The 23,826-nt window shown below is 37.3% G+C and carries 14 protein-coding genes and 1 tRNA gene; 9 read left to right on the forward strand and 6 right to left on the reverse strand.

Annotated elements, in window-relative coordinates; genetic code table 11:
- Window positions 1–142: 142 nt before the first annotated feature.
- Window positions 143–217 (reverse strand) — tRNA-Glu (locus tag ACFINX_RS04235).
- Between the two features lie 1,333 nt (window positions 218–1,550).
- Between ACFINX_RS04235 and ACFINX_RS04240 the strand changes: the two genes are divergently transcribed.
- Together ACFINX_RS04240 and glpX are read left to right on the forward strand one after the other, a co-directional pair.
- Window positions 1,551–2,867: a homoserine dehydrogenase gene (locus tag ACFINX_RS04240; RefSeq protein ID WP_375627802.1), complete on the forward strand. Its 1,317-nt coding sequence runs from the start codon at window positions 1,551–1,553 to the stop codon at window positions 2,865–2,867.
- Window positions 2,868–3,008: 141 nt separating this feature from the next.
- The gene (gene glpX / locus ACFINX_RS04245) at window positions 3,009–3,995 is read left to right on the forward strand and encodes a class II fructose-bisphosphatase (RefSeq protein ID WP_375617770.1); all 987 of its coding nucleotides are present in this window, start codon (window positions 3,009–3,011) and stop codon (window positions 3,993–3,995) included.
- A 105-nt stretch (window positions 3,996–4,100) separates the two neighbouring features.
- Here the strand turns inward: glpX and ACFINX_RS04250 are convergent, their stop codons facing one another.
- Entirely contained in the window at window positions 4,101–5,207 is a 1,107-nt protein-coding gene (locus ACFINX_RS04250; RefSeq protein ID WP_375638220.1) for a branched-chain amino acid aminotransferase, read from the reverse strand.
- A 310-nt stretch (window positions 5,208–5,517) separates the two neighbouring features.
- Between ACFINX_RS04250 and ACFINX_RS04255 the strand changes: the two genes are divergently transcribed.
- Window positions 5,518–5,793, forward strand: a complete 276-nt coding sequence (locus tag ACFINX_RS04255; RefSeq protein WP_375611528.1) for a hypothetical protein — start codon at window positions 5,518–5,520, stop codon at window positions 5,791–5,793.
- Window positions 5,794–5,970: 177 nt separating this feature from the next.
- Here ACFINX_RS04255 and ACFINX_RS04260 read toward each other — a convergent pair whose 3' ends face one another.
- The 3 genes from ACFINX_RS04260 to ACFINX_RS04270 form a co-directional block, all read right to left on the reverse strand.
- Window positions 5,971–8,487, reverse strand: a complete 2,517-nt coding sequence (locus ACFINX_RS04260; RefSeq protein ID WP_375627799.1) for an SPOR domain-containing protein — start codon at window positions 8,485–8,487, stop codon at window positions 5,971–5,973.
- Window positions 8,488–8,638: 151 nt separating this feature from the next.
- On the reverse strand, window positions 8,639–10,396 hold the full coding sequence (gene argS, locus ACFINX_RS04265; RefSeq protein WP_375627798.1) for an arginine--tRNA ligase: 1,758 nt from the start codon (window positions 10,394–10,396) through the stop codon (window positions 8,639–8,641).
- 30 nt (window positions 10,397–10,426) lie between these two features.
- Window positions 10,427–11,629 (reverse strand): deoxyguanosinetriphosphate triphosphohydrolase, encoded by a 1,203-nt coding sequence (locus tag ACFINX_RS04270; RefSeq protein ID WP_375638219.1) that lies wholly within the window; start codon window positions 11,627–11,629, stop codon window positions 10,427–10,429.
- 108 nt (window positions 11,630–11,737) lie between these two features.
- Between ACFINX_RS04270 and ACFINX_RS04275 the strand changes: the two genes are divergently transcribed.
- From ACFINX_RS04275 to glmS, 5 genes are all read left to right on the forward strand, one after another.
- Window positions 11,738–12,061, forward strand: a complete 324-nt coding sequence (locus ACFINX_RS04275; RefSeq protein WP_273791197.1) for an iron-sulfur cluster assembly accessory protein — start codon at window positions 11,738–11,740, stop codon at window positions 12,059–12,061.
- A 39-nt stretch (window positions 12,062–12,100) separates the two neighbouring features.
- Complete coding sequence (locus ACFINX_RS04280) at window positions 12,101–13,090, forward strand: carboxypeptidase regulatory-like domain-containing protein (RefSeq protein ID WP_375627806.1); 990 nt, start codon at window positions 12,101–12,103, stop codon at window positions 13,088–13,090.
- A 45-nt stretch (window positions 13,091–13,135) separates the two neighbouring features.
- A complete protein-coding gene (locus ACFINX_RS04285) occupies window positions 13,136–13,924 on the forward strand; it encodes a cytochrome c biogenesis CcdA family protein (protein ID WP_375610470.1) in 789 nt (262 codons plus the stop codon).
- Window positions 13,925–13,938: 14 nt separating this feature from the next.
- Window positions 13,939–15,291, forward strand: coding sequence for a bifunctional UDP-N-acetylglucosamine diphosphorylase/glucosamine-1-phosphate N-acetyltransferase GlmU (glmU, locus tag ACFINX_RS04290; protein ID WP_375668376.1), 1,353 nt, complete (start codon window positions 13,939–13,941; stop codon window positions 15,289–15,291).
- Window positions 15,292–15,464: 173 nt separating this feature from the next.
- Window positions 15,465–17,288 carry a glutamine--fructose-6-phosphate transaminase (isomerizing) gene (gene glmS, locus ACFINX_RS04295; protein WP_375611533.1) on the forward strand — a complete coding sequence of 608 codons (1,824 nt, stop codon included), beginning with the start codon at window positions 15,465–15,467 and terminating at the stop codon, window positions 17,286–17,288.
- A gap of 356 nt (window positions 17,289–17,644) precedes the next feature.
- Here the strand turns inward: glmS and recG are convergent, their stop codons facing one another.
- Complete coding sequence (gene recG, locus ACFINX_RS04300) at window positions 17,645–19,753, reverse strand: ATP-dependent DNA helicase RecG (RefSeq protein ID WP_375613094.1); 2,109 nt, start codon at window positions 19,751–19,753, stop codon at window positions 17,645–17,647.
- Window positions 19,754–20,174: 421 nt separating this feature from the next.
- Here recG and dnaE point away from each other — a divergent pair, with 421 nt between their 5' ends.
- Window positions 20,175–23,642 (forward strand): DNA polymerase III subunit alpha, encoded by a 3,468-nt coding sequence (dnaE, locus tag ACFINX_RS04305; RefSeq protein ID WP_375668388.1) that lies wholly within the window; start codon window positions 20,175–20,177, stop codon window positions 23,640–23,642.
- Window positions 23,643–23,826: the final 184 nt, after the last annotated feature.

Genomic DNA, 23,826 nt, shown 5'->3' on the forward strand with positions numbered 1-23,826 from the left:
TGATTAGCGAAGCGCAAAGAAAAGAAAATGCTACTGTTGTAGACAAATGTTAGAAAATCCTATTCCCTAACTTTTATCCACGTATCCCGTACTTTAAAAAAGATATATAAAATCAATAGATTATGTACAGAAAAAAGAAACATGGTACGCCCAAGGGGAATCGAACCCCTGTTTCCGCCGTGAAAGGGCGATGTCCTAACCGCTAGACGATGGGCGCAAACCAATGATGAGGCTTATAGAGAGGATCTTTTTACTTCGCAAGCCCTCTGTGTCATTTTTTTTGAAAAAAGTGTGTTTTATTGAATAATTTTTGAGCGATTCCTGTTTAGATCATTTTATTTTCTAAGATTTTTTGTAGAAAAAATATAAAGTTATCATGATTGATAGAAAATTTTGATGTGGGTATCATCTCAGGGAATGATATTTTCAGTTTTGAGGAGTAGGCAAAAATGATCAAAAACAGCATTTTTAATGTATTTATTTTTTGCATATTTTATCGCTTGTTATCTTTGCTCACCACATGAGAATATTATTTAACTTGCTTGAAAGAGCCTTTATACAGAAGATTTCTCATTTGAGTTTATCATAAAGCAAAAACTGTATAATTTATGAAGTAGAAAGAAAATATTTATTACCAAATTAACAAATAATACAAAAGTTTTTCTATGAACAATCCATAGATTATTTGCAGTTTAACAAAATATAAATAGATATCTGTATGCTAAAAATGAAAATATTAAATCAATTTTTATAGAATATATGAAGAAAATATTTTTTTATATTTACTTTTACATGTCTGTAAAATTTTTAAAATTAAAAACCATTCATTTGCTCTTTTACATATTGAGAAGGTTCTTGATTTGAAAATGAATTAGTGTGGATAAAGGGTAGATTGAGTTTTTTCTCATTTCAATTCGCTAGTTTTTTAAAGAGGTGCAATAAGTTGAGATAAAATATTCGAATTTTGCAAATTTATTCTCCATATTTATAATATTTCAGAATTAGGGTGTGCGCATATTAAGTCTTGTTTTTTACTTTAATGTAAGGTTCTATTTTGATATATGAGTGCGTTAAGATTTTTGCATTAAAGATTTATAGTTAAAGCTATGGAATGGTAGGAAGGAATGTGTTATCATTTACTGATCTACTTTCATTTTATCCATTCCCTAAGTTATCATATGAAAGAATGTTTTTTGTTCCATACTTGTTGATTTAGAAGAGATGTTTTTATTCTTTCTTACCAAGTCTTCAATATTCTTTAACTTGTTATTGATTATTTTTTAGAACTTTTTTTATGGAAACTTGCATTTATCTGTTTTACAGATTTTCATTCTGAATTAGATATTTTATAAAGATTCTGAAATCTTTGAAGACAATAAATATTATATTTTTAGGAATGTTGATTGAACAAGCGGGGATAATTCTATTAGAGAAAATGAAATAAATAGAGCAGGGTATTTCTTTTGTTCTTATGAACATAAGTACTTTTTGTGTTGATTGGCACATCATTTAAACGATTTTTCAATGAAGATAGGGATCAGTGGTTAATAATGGCAGAAGCTTTAAAGGTTGGTGTTGCGGGACTTGGTACAGTTGGTACTTCAGTTGTTCGAACTCTATGTGAAAAAGCGAATAGTTTAGCTTGTCAATGTGGGCGATTCATCAAAGTTGTTGCTGTTAGTGCGCGTGATAAAGGTCGCAATCGTGGAATTGATCTTAGTGGTATAAAATGGTTTGATTCACCTGTGGAGTTGGCTGCTTCTGATGAGATTGATGTTTTTGTAGAGTTAATTGGTGGTGAATTGGATGTGGTGTATACCGCTGTTAAGAGAGCGCTTGAGGCGGGACATCATGTTGTAACAGCCAATAAAGCTCTTCTTGCTCGACATGGAGTAGAGCTGGCTATAATTGCAGAAAAAAAAGGTGTTTTTCTTCATTTTGAAGCAGCTGTTGCAGGGGGGATTCCTGTTATCAAAGCGATGAGAGAATCACTTGTTAGTAATCGCATATCGCGAATTTATGGTATTCTCAATGGAACCTGTAATTATATATTAACACGTATGTTTACGGAAGGTCTTTCATTTAAAGATTGTTTAGCAGATGCACAGAGACTTGGGTATGCTGAAGCAGATCCAAGTTTTGATATTGAGGGAAATGATACTGCTCATAAATTAGCTTTGTTGACAAGCTTGGCATTTGGAACTGCTGTTTCGTTAGATGATGTTTATGTTGAAGGAATTCATAATATTTCGCAAATTGATATTCGAGCAGCTGATGAATTGGGGTATCGGATTAAGCTTTTAGGGGTTGCATTAAAAACGGATTCTGGAATAGAGCAACGCGTTCATCCAACAATGGTACCAACATCCTCAATGATTGCACAGATAAATGGTGTAACCAATGCTCTTTCTATTCAAAGTGATTTATTAGGTGAATTACTGTTTTCTGGTCCTGGCGCCGGAGGAAAGGCAACAGCATCAGCCGTTATTGGTGATTTGGCTGATATAGCAAAAGCACGTTCTGGTTTTCAGTATGCACCTGTTTTAAGACGTCCAGCATTAGAACTTGCTCCTCATAAAAAAGCACGTATTTCGCATCATGCAGGTGGTTATTTTATTCGTTTAAATGTTCATGATCGTACTGGCGTTTTTGCCGAGGTCGCAAGGCATATGGCTGATAATCACATCTCATTGGAGTCGATTGTTCAAAGATCTTTTGTAGAAGATCAAATTGAAAAAACAATTATTTTAATTACGCACGAAACAACAGAGGTGAATGTACGACAGGCACTTGCAGAAATTGAAAAAGATGGACATCTTGTTGCAAAATCTCAATTTATTCGTATTGAACCTATGGCAAAGAATTGATAACTTTCTTGATAATAAAAAAGCACGCTTGAGTTCTTTTATCTCTTGTGGAAAATTTTCATCTTTGCCAAAAAACTTTATTCTTAGTATTTAATAAGGACTCATATTTTTTCTGGTATTCATTCGGTAGGATTTTTTCATATGCCCACAACTCAGAAGATTTTAAATGGACTTGATCGTATTTTGACGCTTGAATTGGTACGTGTTACTGAACGTGCTGCTGTTGCTGCTGCACGCTGGCGCGGACGTGGCGATGAAAAGGCAGCGGATCAAGCTGCTGTAGATGCAATGCGGCAGGAACTTAATCGATTGCCTATTGATGGTACAGTGGTGATTGGTGAAGGTGAGCGGGATGAAGCGCCTATGCTTTATATTGGAGAAAAAGTAGGTCTTCAAAGTGGATTGGCGATCGATATTGCACTTGATCCACTAGAGGGTACAACACTTTGTGCTAAAAATATTGCCAATTCTTTGGCAGTAGTTGCAATTGCTGAAAAGGGTAATCTCCTTTATGCCCCTGATGTTTATATGAACAAAATTGCTATTGGTCCTGGTTATCCAAAGGGAGTAGTCGATATAGATGCTTGTCCTACCGATAATATACATGCTCTTGCGAAGGCTAAAGGAGTGACTGTTAATCAGATTGTTGTTTGTATTATGGATAGACCTCGTCATGAAAAATTGGTTAATGAAGTACGAGCGACAGGGGCGTCGATTCGCTTGATTGGGGATGGAGATGTGGCTGCTGTTATTGATACAACTGATCCAGAAGAAACAGGTATTGATATCTATATGGGGATTGGTGGAGCACCTGAAGGTGTCTTAGCTTCTGCTGCTTTGCGCTGCATTGGAGGACAGATGCAAGGTCGTTTGCTGCTTGATACAGAAGAGAAAATTGCTCGTGCAGCTAAAATGGGGATTAGTGATCCCAATAAGGTTTATACAATGGAAGAAATGGCAAAGGGTGATGTTTTGTTTTCAGCAACAGGGGTGACAGATGGCAATATGCTTTCTGGTGTTAAATTTACATCTCGTTACATTCAAACGGAAACTCTCGTAATGCGCTCCCATACGGGTACAGTCCGTAATATTAAAGCAAAGCATAGAAATCATTCGAAATTTGATTAATGCTTTCTTTTTTGTCACTAAAAATAGAGGGAGTTTTTCTAGGAAAAACGCTTCCATGAATCTACTTTCATGGAAGCGTTTATAGATATGAGAATACCTTAAATATTATGAGATCTGGACAGAATGTACCCAGCCATTTTTATCTTCTATGTTCCCTTTTTGAATGCCAACCAATTGTGTACGAAGCTGCTTTGTAACTTCTCCAACTGTTTCATTTCCAATAATAAATTCTCCCCCTTTATATCTAAAACGACCAATTGATGTGATAACGGCAGCTGTACCACAAGCAAAGGCTTCTTTAAGGTGTCCACTCTTTGCATCTTCTTGAAGCGCTGTAAAAGAATAAGGACGCTCTTCTATTTTTAATCCCATTTGTTGAGCTAACCTTAAGATTGAATCACGGGTTATCCCTGGAAGGATAGTTCCATTAAGTGGGGGGGTTACAAGTGTATTATTGTCCATAATAAAGCAGACATTCATACCACCAAGTTCTTCAATCCATTTATGTTCAATCATATCAAGGAAGAGTACTTGGCTACAATTATTTTCAGTTGCAGTTTTTTGTGCCAGTAAGCTTGCTGCATAGTTTCCACCACATTTGGCAGCCCCTGTTCCTCTTGGACCGGCACGACTATAATCTGTTTCAATCCAGACGCTGACAGATTTTTCTTCTCCTTTGAAATAGGATTCAACTGGAGAGGCTATGACACAAAAAAGATATTCTTGAGAAGGGCGGACTCCCAAAAAGTTTTCATTGCCAAACATAAATGGACGGATATAGAGGCTAGCGTTGGGCTGATCAGAAACCCATTTTTGATCAATCTTTACTAATTGATGAACGGCATCCAGAAAAATATCTTTTGGCAATTCTGGCATAGCTAAACGCCTCGCTGATTCTATAAAGCGTTGTGCATTGGCATCAGGACGGAAGAGCAAGATGCGTCCATCTTTTGCACGATATGCTTTTAAACCCTCAAAAATTTCCTGTCCGTAATGTAAAACGGTACTTGCAGGGTTAATTTCTAAAGCTTTGTATTGAGAAATGACGGCATTGTGCCAGCCTTTGTCTTCAGTCCATTGAATAGTACACATGTGGTCTGTAAAAAATTGACCAAAACCGGGACTTTTTAAAATTTCTTCATATTTTTCTTCTGACAGAGGAGATGGGTGTTTTTCTATTTTAAAGGGAAGCGATGATATGGGAGATTTCATAAAAAACCTTTTGAGTATGTTTCATTTTTATTAATAAAAATAATGAAATATTTTGATTATAACTCTATTATTAACAAAACCTTTGTGTCAATGTTTTATTATAGAATACAAAGGGGTTTATTATAGAATTCAAAGGCTAGAGTAGGGTAGATATTTTAATTCTATCCTCGCTTCTTTTTCTCAACTTTATGAAGTAAACTGGAACTTTTGTTTATAATTATCGTTTTCTCACAATAAGTATCTGAATAATTGCATATATGCATATTTTCTAGAAATTTAAAGGTAAGGGAATTGAGAAAAGGAATCCACTATGATTGATAAAAATTATCACACATATGAAGAACGTATGGCCGCAGAAAGAAGAGGTCGTGAACAACCTGTTTCAATCGCTAAGGGTATTTTTGCTATTCTTCTTGCGATGGTTATTATCTGGTTTATTTTTGGTTTTTTAGGATCTTTTTTTGCAAAATCTCCTGAACATAGTTCGCGTTATAATACCCCAGAAACAAGCCAAAGTGTAACAACGCCCAAAAAAGATTTAAATTCGCTTCCTCCTGTACCTTATACCTATAAGGGTACGGAGTAATTTTTTCGTAAATATAATCTTTTAGATAGGGCGAAAATCGACGTAGATTAAGGAATAAAGTCAGCACAAAGACATAAAAAAGAGAGGAATGATTTTAATTTCTGAAGTTTTTGATAAGTAATTAAATGGTATGGAAATAAATAATGCAACGGTTGTTAAAACCGTTGCATTATTGGTTTAGCGTGTGATGAAGCAGCTTCCACCAGAACTTTTAATGGATTCACAAAGGATTATGGCTTCATTACGGTCTTGCGCTTGAATCCGAACACGGTAATAAGTACCTTTTCCTGGTATAAAAGCGGATTGAATATTTAAAGAACGGGCACCGATAAGGAATCCAAATTTAGATTTCATATTTTTTAAAGAATTTCTAGCGAGCTCATACGTTGGTTGAGATGCAAGTTGTACGTAATAACTTTCTGAATTTTGTGCTGCGACTCTGTTTGGTGATATGGGGCGAGACGCGGCTGGTGTTTCAACTTGTGTATTTCTTTCTGCATGGGAAGGGATAGGGATAAATTTTTCTTCAATATTTGAGCTAGAATTATTTTCTGCGATTATTTTATCAATATTATTTTTGAGATCATGATCTCTTTCTTGGTCGTTTATATCAGAATCATGCGACGAAACAAGGGACGAATCTTGAAGTTCATTAGAAGTTTGATCAATGCTTTCTTCAGATTGAGCAGCAGTTTTGCTGTTTGTTTGATGCGCGGGGGCTAGTGTAACTGTACCATCTTGATTGACAATAACAGTTTGTACTTCTCGCATTGGAATAGTATGATTTATGGCTTCTGTGACTGCATCTTCAACATCAGATTCATTTAAAGACGATGAGGAAACGCTTGAAGATTCTTCAGGGTTTAATTCTTTTAAATTTTCAGGTTGTTCAGAGTTATCAATAAGAAATTGTTGTGTATTTTCTTGTTTCTCATTTTGTTCAGTTGTTTGTTTATAAATATCTAAATTATGTGCAACATCATTTTTCGTTTCAGTTGTTTCTGGTTTGAATTTAAAAGGCGTATTATCAGCGTGGATAATGACCGTTTCTTCATTTTTTTGTGATGGCATAAAAAAATGAGAATAACCAGCAAACCCAAGTCCTATTAAAATAAGTATAAAAAAACCTTTAATGAAAGTTTTACCAAAAATAAAACTTTTTAAGGGAGGAGGAGCTGATGGAGGTGTGGGAACCTCATCTGAGTTTGTGTATGATGAATTCTCGCTAAAAGAGGGAAAATTATATTCCATATTGGCAGAAGAAAAATAGTCGGAATTTTGTTCTTTAGAGTTTATATAAACACCTTCTTTTGAATTTTGCATAGACTGATGAAAAACTTCACTAAAAACCTCGTTTTTCTGTTTTTTTTGAGAAAAATTATCCGTTGGGACATTCCCTACATTGAGTACATCAGCAAATTCTTCTTCTAAACCACCATTAGTTGGCACATCATATTCTGGCGCTTCATACGGGACTTCTGGAACCATAATAGGACCAGTTTTTTCTACGATTTCCTCTGAAAATTTATAAGTATCAACATTGGGAGGGGGAGTATCTCTGTGCGTATAGTTATGGGCAAAAAAGCCATCCGTTTGTTTTGTATTTAAAGAGGGGGATGAGGAAAGAAACTCATCTAAATTATTTTCATTATATGAAATTTCTCTATTTGGGTTAGAGGCACCTTCGGCGTTATTGATGTATTGGGCTCGAGCCTCATCATATATCGGAACTTTTTCGCCATAAGTTTCTTGTTGTGAGGGGGGGGCTGCAAAAAAATGGGGATAATTGGTTGTATGATCTTCTTGTGAAGCTCCCTTTAAATAAGATTGTCTATCAACTGGTGGAGAATCTAAAGGTGAGGAGAAGGTACTTGTTGTTTGATTTCTTGCAGTGTTTTGTCTTTCTGACACAAGATTAGAAGATGAGAAAAACTCATTTTCCTCTGTAGAAGAGGAGACATCAGGATAATCTTTTTTAATCCAATTTTCTTGATCAGCTGAAATTTTATAGGGATGGTTTATAGGAGTGTCATAGAGGTTTTGATTGTCCTCATAAGTTTTTTGTATATTCGTAGTCTCAGGTTGTTGTGAATTTATTTGTGAAAAACGATTGGTTTGTTCAACATCTTCTGGCGTCTCTCTCTTATTTTCGTGCCTTTCAGATTTATCAAAAAAGAAATTTTCTGATTCTGATTGTGACATAAGATTACTTTTTTCAAGAAAAGGATCAGCATTGGTTGCTGTTTTTTTCTGTTGATGTGATTGATTCTTTGGGATTGGTAATGGAGAAAGCTCATCTAAAATTTGTTCTTCATCATGACTGCTAGGTGAAGAATATTTCTCTTCAGATAAATTATTTTGTTTTGAATGGTTGAAAGAAGAAGATTGTGCAATATCTGAGGCTGTTGCGTTGCTGGTTGCATGCAAGTCCCATTGTTTTTTTTGATCATCAAACGGTAAGTCATGTGCTAAATTTTTTTCAAGTTCCTCTTCTAGAAAGGAGAAATCAAAATCATCATCATGGGATGATGTTTCGGGGTGAGATGTTGATCGTTCTGTTTTTAAAGACGATTGCTCATTTTGGTTTCCGCTTTGTTTGTGCGGATTAAAAATGCGCGTAAGCCTTTCTAAAGGATCATGGTGTTCATGATCGTGTTTTGTTTCGTGTAGATTTTTGCGATCGTTATCGCTCATAGCTTTTCTCACATGATGGTTTGCACTTACGTGCAATCAATGGTTGATTTTGATTTGTTATATTAAAATTATAAATTTTCCCCCTCTCATGCAAGGATACATGAAAAAGTTTATCAATAGAGTACCTATTGTATGTATTTATAGAACTTTTTCAACGCATTTCTATGGGTGCTTCGACTCCTATGATGGTAAGCCCTGATGATAAAATATTGATAACAGCTTGTATCAATCCTAATCTTGCAAAGGATAACTCTTTATCATCAGGTTGAATAAAGCGTAAATTGAGATTTTCACTCCCTTTATTCCAATGGGTGTGAAAGCTGGAGGCAAGGTCATAAAGGTAAAACGCTAATCGATGCGGTTCTTTATGAATTACGGCCTGTTCAATGATACGTGGATATTCAGAAAGTTTGCGTATTAACAATATTTCATGGTCATCTGTTAATCGATGAAGATGGGCAATCAATGTATTATTTGAAAAGCTTTTAATATGAAGCGCTTCTTGTGCTTGACGAAAGACTGAGTGACAACGTGCACTTGCATATTGTACGTAAAAGATGGGGTTATCTTTTGATTGTTCTGTTACTTTTGCAAAATCAAAATCAAGAGGTGCTTCACACTTACGGTATAGCATCATAAAACGCACAGGATCACGCCCAACCTCTTCGACAACATCCCGTAAAGTGACAAAAGATCCTGCTCTTTTTGACATGCGTACAGGATGACCGTTGCGAAAAAGTTTTACCAATTGACACAAGAAGACACTTAATTTAGCTTTATCCCCAGAAATTGCTTTTGCCATTGCCTCTAGCCGCTTTACATAGCCCGCATGGTCTGCGCCTAGAATATAAATCATTTCATCAAAATGACGATTAAATTTATCCCGAAAATAAGCAACATCAGCAGCAAAATAAGTGTAAGAACCGTCAGATTTGACTAAAACACGGTCTTGGTCATCACCGACATTTGTTGAACGGAACAAAGTTTGTTCGCTTGGTTCCCAGTCTTCTGTATTTTGTCCTTTGGGAGGGGGGAGTTTTCCTTTGTAGATATAACCATTTAAAGTGAGGTCGTTGATGGTGTTACGAATGGCGCGTGCATTATCTGCATAAAGCATTCGCTCAGAGAAAAAGATATCATGATAAATATTAAGAGCAGCCAAATCTTCGCGAATCATGGACATCATTGCATGAATTGCACGTTCTTTCACAAGAGATAAGGCTTCATCTTTATCCATCGTGAGGAGTTGGTCACCAAACTCTTGAGCAAGCGATTGACCCAATGGTATCAAGTATTCTCCAGGATAGAGTCCTTCTGGAATTTCATTAATTTCTTGCCCAAGAGCTTCACGATAGCGCAATAGTACCGAATGGGCGAGGACTTCGATTTGTTGACCCGCATCATTGATATAATACTCTTTTGTAATGTTATAGCCCGTAAATTGTAGCAAATTGGAGAGAACATCCCCAACAACTGCTCCGCGGCAGTGTCCTACATGCATTGGTCCAGTGGGATTTGCTGAGACATATTCAACATTGACGCATTTTCCTTGTCCCATTGGAATACGACCATAAGAAGTGCCTAATTCAAGCATAGATTTTATAGCATCTTGCCAAAATAATTTTGTAAGCTTTATGTTTATAAAACCAGGACCGGCAACATCTATATTTTCGATAGAGGAATCATTTTTAAGAAGTTCTATGATTTTATCTGCAAGTGCACGTGGATTGATTCCAATAGATTTTGCAAGCACCATAGCAGCATTGGTTGATAAATGACCGTGGGAGGAATCACGCGGAGGATCAACAGTGATTTTTGATAAATCTAGATCTTCTCCATTTTTTCCTTTTATATCAGATAATTCAATTGATCTCTTAATTTTTTTTTCGAAGTTTTTAAAGATATTCATATTTAGCTTCCATGATGATGCCAAAAGCCATTAAACGAAATTATCTGTATGGTCAAATAAACGCTGATATTCACGTAGAGCGTAGTGATCCGTCATGCCTGAAAGAAAGTCAGCAATCAAACGTGCTAACTCTTGATTTTTTAAGTGCACTGTTTTGCTCTGCCAACTTTCAGGCATTGTATTTGGATTTTCATAATAACAATTGAATAATTTTTGTACAATGCATTTTGCTGCATTGCGACGACTAAGAACTTGTTCATGGTAGTAAAGATTTTTAAATAAAAAGTTTTTTAGTTCTTTTTCATAAACGGTCATTGTCGGTGAAAAGGTGACAATGGTTTGTTTTGCTTGGTGAATATCGTTTATGCTTGTTGGTTTGATGCGTGCTAAATTTTCTTGTGATTGTTTGATAACATCTTCAACCATGGTTGTTATTTGTCTTCGTACAAGTGTGTAACCGCGACGCGCTTGGTCGAGGTGGGGATGCTCATCTGTTATATCTTTTAATATTGCTGCTGTTAGTGGAACATGTTCAAATTGATCGAGTGTTAAAAATTGCGAACGTAGACCATCATCAATATCATGCGCATTGTATGCGATATCATCTGCAATAGCAGCACATTGCGCTTCTAGCCCTGCAAAACAATCGAGTGCAAGGTCTTGCTTTGCATTGTATTGTAAAATATCGATAGGAACCTCCTTATTCTTTGCGTGAGGACCTAAAAGGGGACCATTATGCTTTACAAGTCCTTCGAGGGTTTCCCATGTAAGGTTAAGTCCATCAAAATTTGCATAGCGCTGTTCTAGTTTTGTTACAATGCGTAATGCTTGTGCATTATGATCAAAGCCGCCATAAAGTACCATGGCTTCATTAAGAGCATCTTCTCCTGCATGGCCAAAGGGTGTGTGTCCAAAGTCGTGAACAAGGGCAATGGCTTCGGCAAGGTCTTCATCAAGACACAGGGCACGGGCTAATGTTCTTGCAATTTGAGAAACCTCTATGGAATGGGTTAGGCGAGTACGGTAATGATCGCTTTCATCAGCAATAAACACTTGCGTTTTATGTTTAAGACGTCGAAATGCATTAGAATGGATAATACGATCTCTATCTCGTTGAAAAGGTGAGCGTGTGGTGCTCATCGTTTCATGGTATAATCGACCACGGCTTGTTTGTGGATGAGCACTGTATACTGCTCGAGATTGGTAATTGAAGTTGATATTGCCTATATCCATTGCAAGCTGTCTATTATCATCTTAAAATTGAGAGTGGTTTATGAGAAATAAACTGCTCTTTGAGTGTAGGATACTCTTTCTTGATGGTTTAATGCAAGGATATATAAAATGAATGTGAAAATTTCAGATGTTGCTGCCAAAAAAATTGCACAGATACTTTTGCGTGAACCCGATAAAATAGCATTACGTATTTCTGTTGAAGGTGGTGGGTGTTCTGGTTTTTCTTATAAATATGACTTGGTTTCTGAAATGTGTGAAGATGACCTCGTTCTCAAAAAAGACGGGGCAGTTGTGTTTATTGATTTACTATCACTTCCTTTTATGGAAGGAGCTGAGATTGATTTTGTTGATGATCTTATGGGGCAGTCTTTTCAAATCCACAATCCCAATGCTGTTTCATCATGTGGTTGTGGTGTAAGTTTCTCAATTTAAAATGATGGCTGTGTGATATTGTTTCTTGAAAAAAAGATCATGTTGGTCAACAATGCAAAAATGGGTATTCTTATAAAAATAGTGCACCGATGTGTATGGTTGTGCGTGGCGCTTTCTTTATTGACTTGGAGCCACTGTGCTTTTTCTGAAGCAGGAGAAGGGCAAGATCAGCAGCAGAGACAATCAAGGAGTTTTATTGTAAAGACTCAAGAGCAGGAGAACGAAAACTTAGCATCTCAAACACAACTCATTTTGAATGCTCGATTAACAAATAGTCATCCGGATATTGAAAAAGGGCTTGTCTGGCGGGTTTATGCTCCTATTCTAGGGATTGATAATAAGTTACCATTAGTGGCAACCTATAAGGGGGGAAGTGCACGTTTTGATCTCGAACCAGGAAATTATCTTGTTCATGTCTCATTTGGTCATATGAGTGCTGTGCGCCATATTCGTTTAGAAAATGGGCAGAGTCTTGTAAAAAACTTTAATCTTGAGGCTGGTGGTGTCATTTTAAATGCAACACTGCTCAATGGCGTAATGAATGAAAAGGAACTCCGTTTTACCATTTATGAGGATGAAAAAGAAAATGATGATACGGGAGTAATTATATCAAATGTTAAACCCCAATCAGTTGTGCGTTTAAAAGCTGGCCGCTACCATGTTGCTTCCCATTATGGTTCTATTAATGCGACGGCTCGTTCGGATATTCAAGTGGATGCGGGTAAAATAACAGAAGTTACTCTTGAACATCAGGCCGCTCAGATTGTCTTAAAGCTGGTGCGACAAGAAAGAGGAGAAGCGCTTGCAGATACAAGTTGGTCTCTTGCCAATGATTCTGGTGATATCGTTTATGAAACAGTAGGTGCGTATGTTTCACTCGTGTTAGCGGAGGGAGAGTATATTGCAATTGCTAAAAATAAAGATAAAATCTATCAAAAAGTTTTTTCAGTCGTTTCTGGTCATGATGAAGATATAAGTGTGATAGCGAATGAAGAAAATATGCAGCGAGTTGATGAAGATGTGGATTGATTGTTGTTCATGGGGGGGTAAACTACGATGAAAGACGGGGTATGAATTTTGATTGAAATTTCAACAGTTGGTGTGTTTTTTGCTGGGGCACTCTCTTTTTTGTCACCATGCGTTTTGCCGTTAGTTCCTCCTTATTTGTGCTATATGGCAGGGGTTGGTATTGATGATTTTCGTTCAGAAAAGCCTGATGAGAAAGTCTTTATCCGGTGGGCTTTATTATCTTCTGTTATTGCTTTTGTTCTTGGGTTTACGACTGTTTTTGTTGCTTTAGGTGCCAGTGCTAGTACAATTGGGAAATTCATCGGTTATTATCGTGATTGGTTTGCTCTTGCTGCTGGAATTGTCATTATTATTTTTGGTTTAAATTTTTTGGGGATTTTCAAGATCGCTTTTTTATTTCGTGAGGCGCGTTTTCAGACCAAAAAAACACCTGCTGGTCCTTTAGGCGCGTATATTATCGGTTTAGCTTTTGCCTTTGGTTGGACACCGTGTATTGGCCCTATTTTAGGTCCTATTATAACGCTTGCTGGAACAAAAGAAACTGTGGGAGAGGGAGCTGTTCTCTTAGCGGTTTATGCATTAGGTCTTGCTATTCCTTTTATGTTAGCAGCTTTATTTTCGAGCAGTTTTATGCGATTTTTAGGCGCTTTTCGTATTCATTTAGGAAAAGTTGAAAAAATCATTGGTGTTTTTCTTATTCTTACAGGGATTTTGTTTTTAACAGGTTCTATGCAGGATCTTTCATTTTGGCTTTTAGAACATTATCCTTCGTTGAGTTATATTGAAGATATTCGTTGGCACAGTATTATGAATTTTTTTGGATTTTCTCGTTAGTCTTATGTGTTTTTATGGTTAGAAGTTGTCTTTCTATTGTTCTTGCCGCAGGTGAGGGGACGCGCATGAAATCGTCTCTGCCTAAGGTACTTCATAAAATTGCTGGATTGCCTCTTATATGCCATGTTCTAAAACAAATAGAATTGGCAGGCTCTTCACAATTAGCGGTTGTTGTGGGATATGGTGCTAAGGAGGTTATGCACGTTGTTCAGTCATTTGTAAAAGATGTAATGATTTTTGAACAAAAAGAGCGTTTAGGAACTGCCCATGCTGTTTTGTCTGCTCGTTTAGCTTTGCAAAAGGAGGTGGATGATGTGCTCATTGTTTTTGGGGATACTCCTCTCATTCAGCAAGATTCATTGCACCAAATGCGTGCACAGCTTGCTGATGGAGGAGCAGATGTTGTTTTTGCAGGTTTTCATACCAAACATCCAACAGGTTATGGGCGTCTTCTCGAGAAAAATGGTCAATTGATTGCAATTGTAGAAGAAAAAGACGCTAGCGATGAAGAAAAAAAGATTTCTTTTTGTAACGGTGGAATACTCGCTATGCGTGGAAAACATGCACTTTCTCTTTTAGAGAAAGTTGGTAATAATAATGTGAAAAAAGAATATTACTTAACAGATATTGCTTCTCTTGCAACACGCGAAGGATTAGATGTGCGTGTTGTTGAAGTTCCTTTTGAAGATATTGTAGGAATTAACAACGGTCTTGAGCTTTCTGAGGCTGATTCTTTGTGGCAAAAACGTAAAGCGCGCGATTTAATGTTATCGGGTGTTACACTCTTAAAGCCAGAAACACTCTATTTTTCTTATGATACAGAAATTGCACCAGGGGTGGTGATAGAACCAAATGTTTATTTTGGGTTAAACGTAAAAGTACAATCTGGTGCGGTTATTCATGCATTTAGTTATCTCGAAGGTGCTGTGGTTGGTAGAGATGCACAGATTGGTCCCTATGCACGTTTGCGTCCTGGAACAGAGTTGGCTAAGTCCGTAAAGATTGGAAATTTTTGTGAAGTCAAACAAGCTAAGGTAGGAGAATCTTCTAAAATCAATCATTTAAGTTATATTGGTGATGCCGAAATTGGTGCACATACCAATATTGGAGCCGGTACGATTACTTGCAATTATGATGGATTTAACAAATATAAAACCATGATTGGTGATCATGCTTTTGTTGGGTCTAATACGGCACTTGTTTCCCCATTGGTAATAGGGGATGGCTCTTATGTTGCTTCAGGAAGTGTTATTACTGAAAATATTCCTATGAACAGTATGGCTTTTGGGCGTGCACGACAGGTTATAAAAGAGGGCTATGCGACAAAATTTCGAGAGCGTTTGTTAGAAAACAAACAGAAAAAATGATTATTTTCAGCTTATTCTTTTGTTTCGTGTTAATCTAACGATGGATGGAAGATTTATTCTTAAAGATTGCCGTATTCCATGTTTGAATTATTTTTATTATTTATAGTTTTAAATAAAGGCTGTTGGATTGTTTTGTAAAATTTGAATCTTAAGATGTGGGTTGGAGCTTTTTAATGTGTGGAATTATTGGAGTTCTTGGAAAGAGGTGTGTTACGTCCTCTTTGGTTGAGGGGTTAAAACGTCTTGAATATAGAGGGTATGATTCATCTGGGGTGGCAACGGTCCATAATGGGCATCTTTATCGTGTACGTGCTGAGGGGAAGCTTGTTCATTTAGAAGAAAAATTAAAAAAAACACCTCTGGAGGGAAGTTTAGGGATTGGTCATACCCGTTGGGCTACGCATGGAATTGCTGTTGAACGCAATGCGCATCCCCATGTGACTGAAAAGCTTGCGATTGTTCATAATGGTATTATTGAAAATTTTGTAGAACTGCAAAAGGAACTCATAGAGGATGGTTGTATCTTTGAAACAGAGACGGATACGGAAGTTATTGCACATTTAATAACGCGTGCATTAAAAGATGGTCTTTCTCCGCAAGAAGCCATACGTACCAGTTGGAAAAGGCTGCAGGGGGCTTTTGCTATTGCTCTTATTTTCGAAGGTGAAGATAACCTTATGATTGCGGCTTGTTCTGGTCCACCTCTGGCAATTGGTTATGGAAAAGATGAATTTTTTGTGGGGTCAGATGCGATTGCTTTGGCACCATTCGTTGATTATATTAGCTATATGGAAGATGGGGATTGGGCTGTTCTCACACGGGAAGGTGTTACAATTTATGATGCTAACAACCAACCGGTAAAACGTCCTGTGACGACATTACTTGAAGGGGCTTTATTGATTTCTAAGGGTAATCATCGTCATTTTATGCACAAGGAAATGTTTGAACAACCTGAAGTGATTTCTCATAATTTGGCGCATTATCTTGACCTTGGAAATTATGCGGTTCGACCGCTTGAGAATTTGATTGATTGGAAAAATATTCATCGGCTTCTTTTTGCGAGTTGTGGAACGGCATATTATTCAACCTTAGTTGCGCGCTATTGGTTTGAGAAATTTGCCGCTTTAAGTGTTGATAATGATGTTGCTTCCGAGTTTCGTTATCGTGAACCTCCTATAACGTCTGATGTGTTATCGCTGTTTGTTTCTCAATCTGGTGAGACAGCTGATACATTGGCTTCTTTGCGTTATTGTCGTGAGCGGGGTGTAAAAACAGCAACAATTGTGAATGTAGAGCAATCAACAATGGCAAGGGAGGCTGATTTTATTCTCCCAACACTTGCCGGACCGGAAATAGGTGTTGCTTCAACAAAAGCTTTTACCTGTCAATTGGCAACGCTTGCTTCACTCGCTCTTAGTGCGGCTAAACAACGTGGCTATCTTTCGGCTCAAATAGAAAAGCAACTGGTTCAACAGTTGGCAGAAGTTCCACGTATTTTAAATGAGGTCTTAAAATTAGAGAGAAAAATTGAATGTATTTGTCGTGATTTGGTGAATGCAAAAAGTGTTCTTTATCTGGGACGTGGAACTTCTTATCCGATTGCTTTGGAGGGAGCTCTTAAACTGAAAGAGCTTTCTTATATTCATGCTGAAGGTTATGCGGCAGGTGAATTAAAGCATGGACCAATTGCTCTGGTGGATGAGACAATACCCGTTATTGTTGTTGCACCTTATGATCGGTGGTTTGAAAAAACTTTTTCTAATATGCAAGAAGTGGTAGCGCGTAATGGTCGTATTATTTTAATAACCGATAAAAAGGGAGCAGAAGTAGCTTGTCTTAAGACTTTATCAACGATCACTTTGCCAGATGTTCCAGAATTTATTTCTCCTATTATTTATGCACTCCCTGTTCAGTTAATCGCTTATCATACGGCTGTTTTATTAGGAACAGATGTTGATCAACCCCGTAATTTAGCAAAATCAGTCACGGTTGAATAAAAGTATATTTCTGAATCTTTTGGAGAATAATCAAGTGTAAGAAATTGATTTATAATGAAACTTATTTTTTCATTTTTCTCTGTTGAACGAGAATACTGAAGAAAGGTTTTTTATTCCTAAATCCTTTACGATAAAACGAAAAATATTTTCTTACCTATCAAAAAATAGATCAGTTATGTGAATATAATGGTAAAAAAAGACGCAATATTGCTTCTACTGTTTTAATGCAGTTGATTTGTTATTCGTTCATGAAGCATAAAGATGGTAAGAGACTGCGTAGATCATTTATGGGTAATTCTAAGAGAAAATCATATTTGAACAGAGAGGTATTTAAGTTTTTTATTAGAGGGTTTTTGTTATCCTGCTCGTAAGAGGCGTGCAGCATCGTTGTGTCCGAAAAGATAAAGGAGCAACCGTAAAGCTTGTCCTTGCTCAGAAGAAAGATGAGGATCGCGTTGTAAAAATAAACGAGCATCTTTTCTTGCCATTGACAAAAGATCGCTATGAACTGCAAGGTTTGCTATATGAAATTCAGGGACTCCGGATTGTTTTGTACCTAAAAGTTCTCCTTCGCCTCGTAGGCGCCAATCTTCTTCAGCAATTTCAAAACCATCTTCTGTATTGCGGATAATATTAAGGCGTGTTGCTGCTGTTTTAGTCAGTGGATCTTTATAGAGCAAAATGCAGGAAGATTTTTTATCGCCTCGTCCTACACGTCCACGTAATTGGTGCAATTGTGAAAGGCCAAAATGTTCCGCGTGTTCGATGATAATGATCGAAGCATCTGGAATATCTACTCCCACTTCAATGACGGTGGTTGCAACTAAAATACGTGTATTTCCACATTTAAAAGATGCCATAGCGGCTTCTTTTTCTGCTGTAGACATTTTTCCATGGATCATACCAACGTGTGCTCCAAAGCGCTCATGGAGAAATGCAAAGCGGTTTTCAATTGAAGTGAGATCAAGAGCTGTCGATTCCTCTACTAAAGGACAAATCCAATAGAGCTTTTCTCCTTTTTCTAATGCAATTGCGATTCTCGCTATAAGCTCATGAAGACGTTTCAAAGAAAGCGTTGCTGTTGTAATGGGTTGTCGTCCCATTGGTTTTTCGGTAATTTTAGAGACATCCATATCACCAAAAGCTGTTAAGACAAGTGTGCGCGGAATGGGCGTGGCGGTCATAACCAGCATATCAGCTTTATTGCCTTTTTCTGTAAGAGCGATACGTTGATGGACACCAAAACGGTGTTGTTCATCGATAATGGTTAAAGCGAGATTATTATAAGTAACACTGTTTTGTATGAGAGCATGGGTTCCGATGACAATAGAAACTTGACCTGACAGAATATCATTCACGATATTTGTCCGCAATTTCCCTTTTTCTCGTCCTGTTAAAAGCGTTGTTTGTAATCCGACCTTTTCGGCAAGAGGAGCGATGGTGGCAAAATGTTGCCTAGCAAGCACTTCAGTTGGTGCCATTAAAGCTGATTGTCCTGAATTTTCAGCAATTTGTGCCATTGCCATCAATGCAACAACAGTTTTTCCTGCGCCTACATCACCTTGAAGTAGTCTTAGCATCGGTTCTGGTGAAGCAAGATCATTTGCGATATCTTCTACTGCTTTTTTTTGTCCGGTTGTGAGTTGAAAGGGGAGGATATTAAGCAATTTTTTAGTATAAATTCCTGTTGATGGTCGAGAAGTGCCAACAAGAGATTTAGTTTTCAAACGCACGAGTCCTAGTGCCAATTGACAAGCGAGCAATTCATCATAGGCAAGACGTTTGCGTGCTGTACTTTCTAAGGATAGATCATTGGGGTTAATGGGCGCATGGATACGGCGTAAAGCAACAGAAAAAGAAGGAAAATTTTGCTGCTTTTTTACATTTTCATCTATCCATTCTGGGAGGAGAGGAATAAAATCAAGAGTGTTTTGTATGGCGCGTCTTAGTGTCTTTACAGTTAGTCCTGCAGTAGAGGGATAGACAGGTTCGATCAGAGGTATCTGATTTGATTGTTCGCTTGGGGCAATATAGTCTGGATGCGCCATTGAAAGCTGTCCATTAAACCATTCAACTTTTCCTGATATAATGACTTTTTTTCCTTCGGGGAGTTGTTTTTTTAGCCAAAGAGGTTGAGCATGAAAAAAGACTAAATTTATTTTTCCTGTGTGATCATGGGCAATAACACGATAGGGAATTCGGTTGTGACCACGGGGTGGTGGTTGATGTTGATCGATGATAATTTCGAGCGTAACAGTATCTCCTTCTTTTGCACAAGTAATGTTGGGACGCATTCTGCGGTCTATAACGGAATGGGGCATTAATTGAAGAAGGTCAATAAGGGTTGCTTCGCGTTGTGTGGGATTAACATCTAAGAGTTTGGTCAATAAACCATAGACTTTAGGTGTAATACCAGAAAGAGTTCGGATAGAATTAAAAAGTGGGGTAAGAAGACTTGGAGGCATGAGCAAATTTAACCTGCCCTTTTTGTTTTTTCTAGACCTTTAGAAGAGCTTTTTGGGGATAAAGTCATAAAGACAAGGTTGCTTTATTTACACATTGAACTTTAGGAAGAGAAATTAATATTTAAAGAAAAATACAATTAAATGGTCAAAAATTAAATAAATGGTCAAAAATTAAAGTACTTAGATGAGGTATATTGTTTTTCTTTTTATTTTAGGTGTTTATTTGCTGTGAATAGAAGCATTTTCTTGATAGAACTCTCTTATAAATATTAATAAAATTGGGATATTGCTCCTATGTAGGATGATGAATTTATAGCTTTAAAGTTTGATGATGAACAGAAGTTTTTTCTTTTATAAGGGGTGCTGTTTAGCATTTATTTTGTAGTGGGAAATTGTGAGAGTGGTAAAAAATAAAATGCAAATGCAAGAGAACAAAAATTCTCTTCCTCGCTTTATTCATTTGAGAGTGCATTCAGCTTATTCCTTGCTCGAAGGGGCTTTAAAAATCCCCCAAATTATTCAACAGACAATTTCAGATCATGCACCAGCGGTTGCTATTACCGATACCAATAATTTATTTGGTGCTTTGGAATTTTCACAGCATTGTCTTTCTCATGGGGTCCAACCTATTATTGGTTGTCAGCTTACTGTTGATTTTTGTGATGAAAATGATCATTCACGTTTGGCTAAATGGCGTAATCCTTCTGATTTTTGCTCTATTGTTCTTTTGGCTGCTAGCGAAACCGGTTATGCTCATTTGGTTCGTCTTGTGAGCCGTGCTTATCTTGATAAGTGTGATACTGATCCTCCTCATATTAAAGCTGATTGGTTGTCAGAACACAGTGAAGGCATAATCGCTTTAACGGGTGGAAAGGGAGGACCTATTAATCTTTCTTTGGCAGAAGAGAAAAAAGAACATGCTGTTGAGCGCTTAATTTATTTGAAAAAATCTTTTGCTGATCGTCTTTATGTGGAGTTACAACGGCATGGCTCTTATGACCGGAGAGTAGAAGCTGATCTTATTGAATTGGCTTATGCGCATGAAATTCCTCTTGTAGCAACGAATGAAGCTTTTTTTCTGCAAAGAGAAGGGTATGAAGCGCATGATGCGCTGATGGCTGTTTCAGAAGGACAAATTGTCTCTAATCCAGATCGCAAACGTGTGACACCAGATCATTATTTGAAGTCACAAGATGAAATGGTTACACTGTTTTCTGATCTTCCAGAAGCTTTGGAAAATAGTGTTGAAATTGCATTGCGTTGTCATATTGCCTCGCCTCTTCGAAAACCGATATTGCCTCGTTTTATAGAACAATCTGTTAATTCAGAAACTACTTTAGAAATAGAAGATAGTGAGTTATTAAATCAGGCTAAAGATGGTTTGAAGATTCGGCTTGAAACAATAGGGTTGGCTGAAGGGTATACGATTGCAGATTATGAACAGCGGCTTGATTATGAAATTTCAGTTATTACGCGTATGCAATTTTCTGGATATTTTCTTATCGTTTCAGATTTCATAAAATGGGCAAAGGTTCATGACATTCCCGTTGGACCAGGCCGGGGTTCTGGTGCTGGTTCACTTGTTGCTTATGCATTGACGATTACTGATGTGGATCCCTTGCGGTTTTCTCTTCTCTTTGAACGTTTTCTGAATCCAGATCGTGTTTCGATGCCAGATTTTGATATCGACTTTTGTCAAGAGCGGCGCGAAGAAGTTATTCAATATGTTCAAAAAAAATATGGACGTGATCAAGTTGCTCAAATTATTACTTTTGGTAAGTTACAGGCACGTGCAGTTTTGCGTGATGTGGGGCGTGTTTTAGAAGTTCCTTATCGTCAGGTGGATTATCTTACAAAATTAATTCCTGCCACCCCAGGAAGTCAGGTAGAATTAGCAGATGCTATTAAGGATGAACCTAAATTTGAAGAAGAAAAGAAAAAAGATCCCGTTGTTGGACGCGCATTAGATATAGCGCTTCAGTTGGAGGGACTTTATCGTCATGCTTCAACTCATGCTGCTGGGATTGTTATCGGAGATCGTCCACTTTGGGAGCTTGTCCCGATGTATCGTGATCCTCGTTCTGATATGCCTGTTACACAATTTAACATGAAATATGTTGAACAAGCGGGGCTGGTAAAATTTGATTTTCTTGGATTAAAAACGCTTACTGTTTTGAAAATGGCAGTCGATTTTGTTGCCAGAAAGGGGATTAAAATAGATTTATCAAATATTCCTCTGAATGATGAAGCAACCTACGCTATGATGGCACGTGGTGAAACGGTTGGCGTGTTTCAGGTGGAAAGTTCTGGTATGCGCAAGGCGTTGATTGGAATGAAGCCAGACCGTATTGAAGATATTATTGCGCTGGTTGCACTTTATCGTCCAGGTCCAATGGAGAATATTCCAACCTATAATGCACGCAAACATGGGGAAGAGGAAATTGCTTCTATTCATCCTAAGATAGATCATCTGATCAAAGAAACACAAGGTGTTATTGTCTATCAAGAACAGGTGATGCAGATTGCTCAGGTTCTTGCTGGCTATTCGCTTGGAGAAGCTGATTTACTACGTCGTGCTATGGGGAAAAAAATTCATGCTGAAATGCAAAAACAGCGTACGCGTTTTGTCAATGGAGCTGTTGCAGGTGGCGTGGATAAAGATCAAGCTGATATTATCTTTGATCTTTTAGCAAAATTTGCCGATTATGGTTTTAATAAATCGCACGCTGCTGCTTATGCAATTGTTTCTTACCAAACGGCTTATATGAAAGCAAACTATCCCGTTGAGTTTTTAGCTGCTTCAATGACATATGATATGACGAATACAGATAAGCTCAATGATTTTCGGCGTGAAGCATTAAGGTTGGGTATTGAAGTTATTGCACCTTCTATACAAACATCTCATCGTGTTTTTGAGGTTGGTGATAATTGTATTTATTATTCTCTTGCTGCCATTAAAGGTGTGGGAGAAACTGTTGTAGATCATATTGTTTCTTGTCGTGGGAGTAAGATTTTTAAGGATTTGGAAGATTTTTGTGCGCGTGTTGATCCTCGTATTGTTAATAAGCGTGCGATGGAAAGTTTAGTTTGTGCTGGTGCTTTTGATTGTTTTAACATTGCACGTGAGGTTTTATTAGCCAATCTTGGAACCCTTCATGCGCGTGCACTTCGTATTCTCGATGACAATTCTAGCGGGCAGGTTGATATATTTGGAATGGCAGGCGGATTAAAAGAACCATTGATTTTATCGCAAACAACCCCTTGGTTGCCGGCTGAGAAACTTTATCGAGAATTTCAAGCTATAGGTTTTTACTTTTCTGCGCATCCTTTGGAGGAGTATCAAGCTATTCTGAACAAAAAACGCATTCAGACTTGGGGTAATTTTGCCAATGCCGTTAAAGGGGGAGCAACGGCTGCACGGCTTGCTGGAACTGTTGTGGCAAAAAACGTGCGCAAAACAAAATCTGGTAAAAAAATGGGAATTATTCATTTTTCTGATACAAGTGGACAATATGAAGCAGTTCTCTTTTCTGAGGCACTCTCGGATTATGAAGAGATGCTAGAACCCGGAAAATCTTTTATTATTACGGTGAGCGCAGAAAATCGTTCTGAAGGAGTTAGTTTGCGAATTGAAACAATTCAGTCTTTGGAAAATGAATCATTACAACAGCATAAAATGATGCGTCTCTTTATAAAAACAGTTGATATGCTTCCACAAATTGAACAAAATTTAAATCTTGGGGGGAATGGAGAGGTTGGGCTTATTTTAATTCAAGAGGATGGATTGCGAGAAGTCGAAATTGCACTTCCTAAGCGATATAAGGTAAATTCACATGTCGCAAATGCTATGAAATTAATTCAGGGTGTTGTTGATGTAGAATTGAGTTAAAGAAAGATTAAAGATGGGAGCTGATTTTGAGTGGTGTTTTTGCTTTTAGGAGAGCTAAAAATGGAGCTTTTAAAATCGGATTGTAGGTTTCGAAAAATATTGCTTTTATTAGAGTAAATTATGATATTTTTTAGTGTCATAAAATTAAAAAAATCTCGTTCTTTCGTAATATTCAAAGTGCCGG

Source organism: Bartonella sp. AP36NXGY (assembly GCF_042195865.1).
GTDB lineage: Bacteria > Pseudomonadota > Alphaproteobacteria > Rhizobiales > Rhizobiaceae > Bartonella.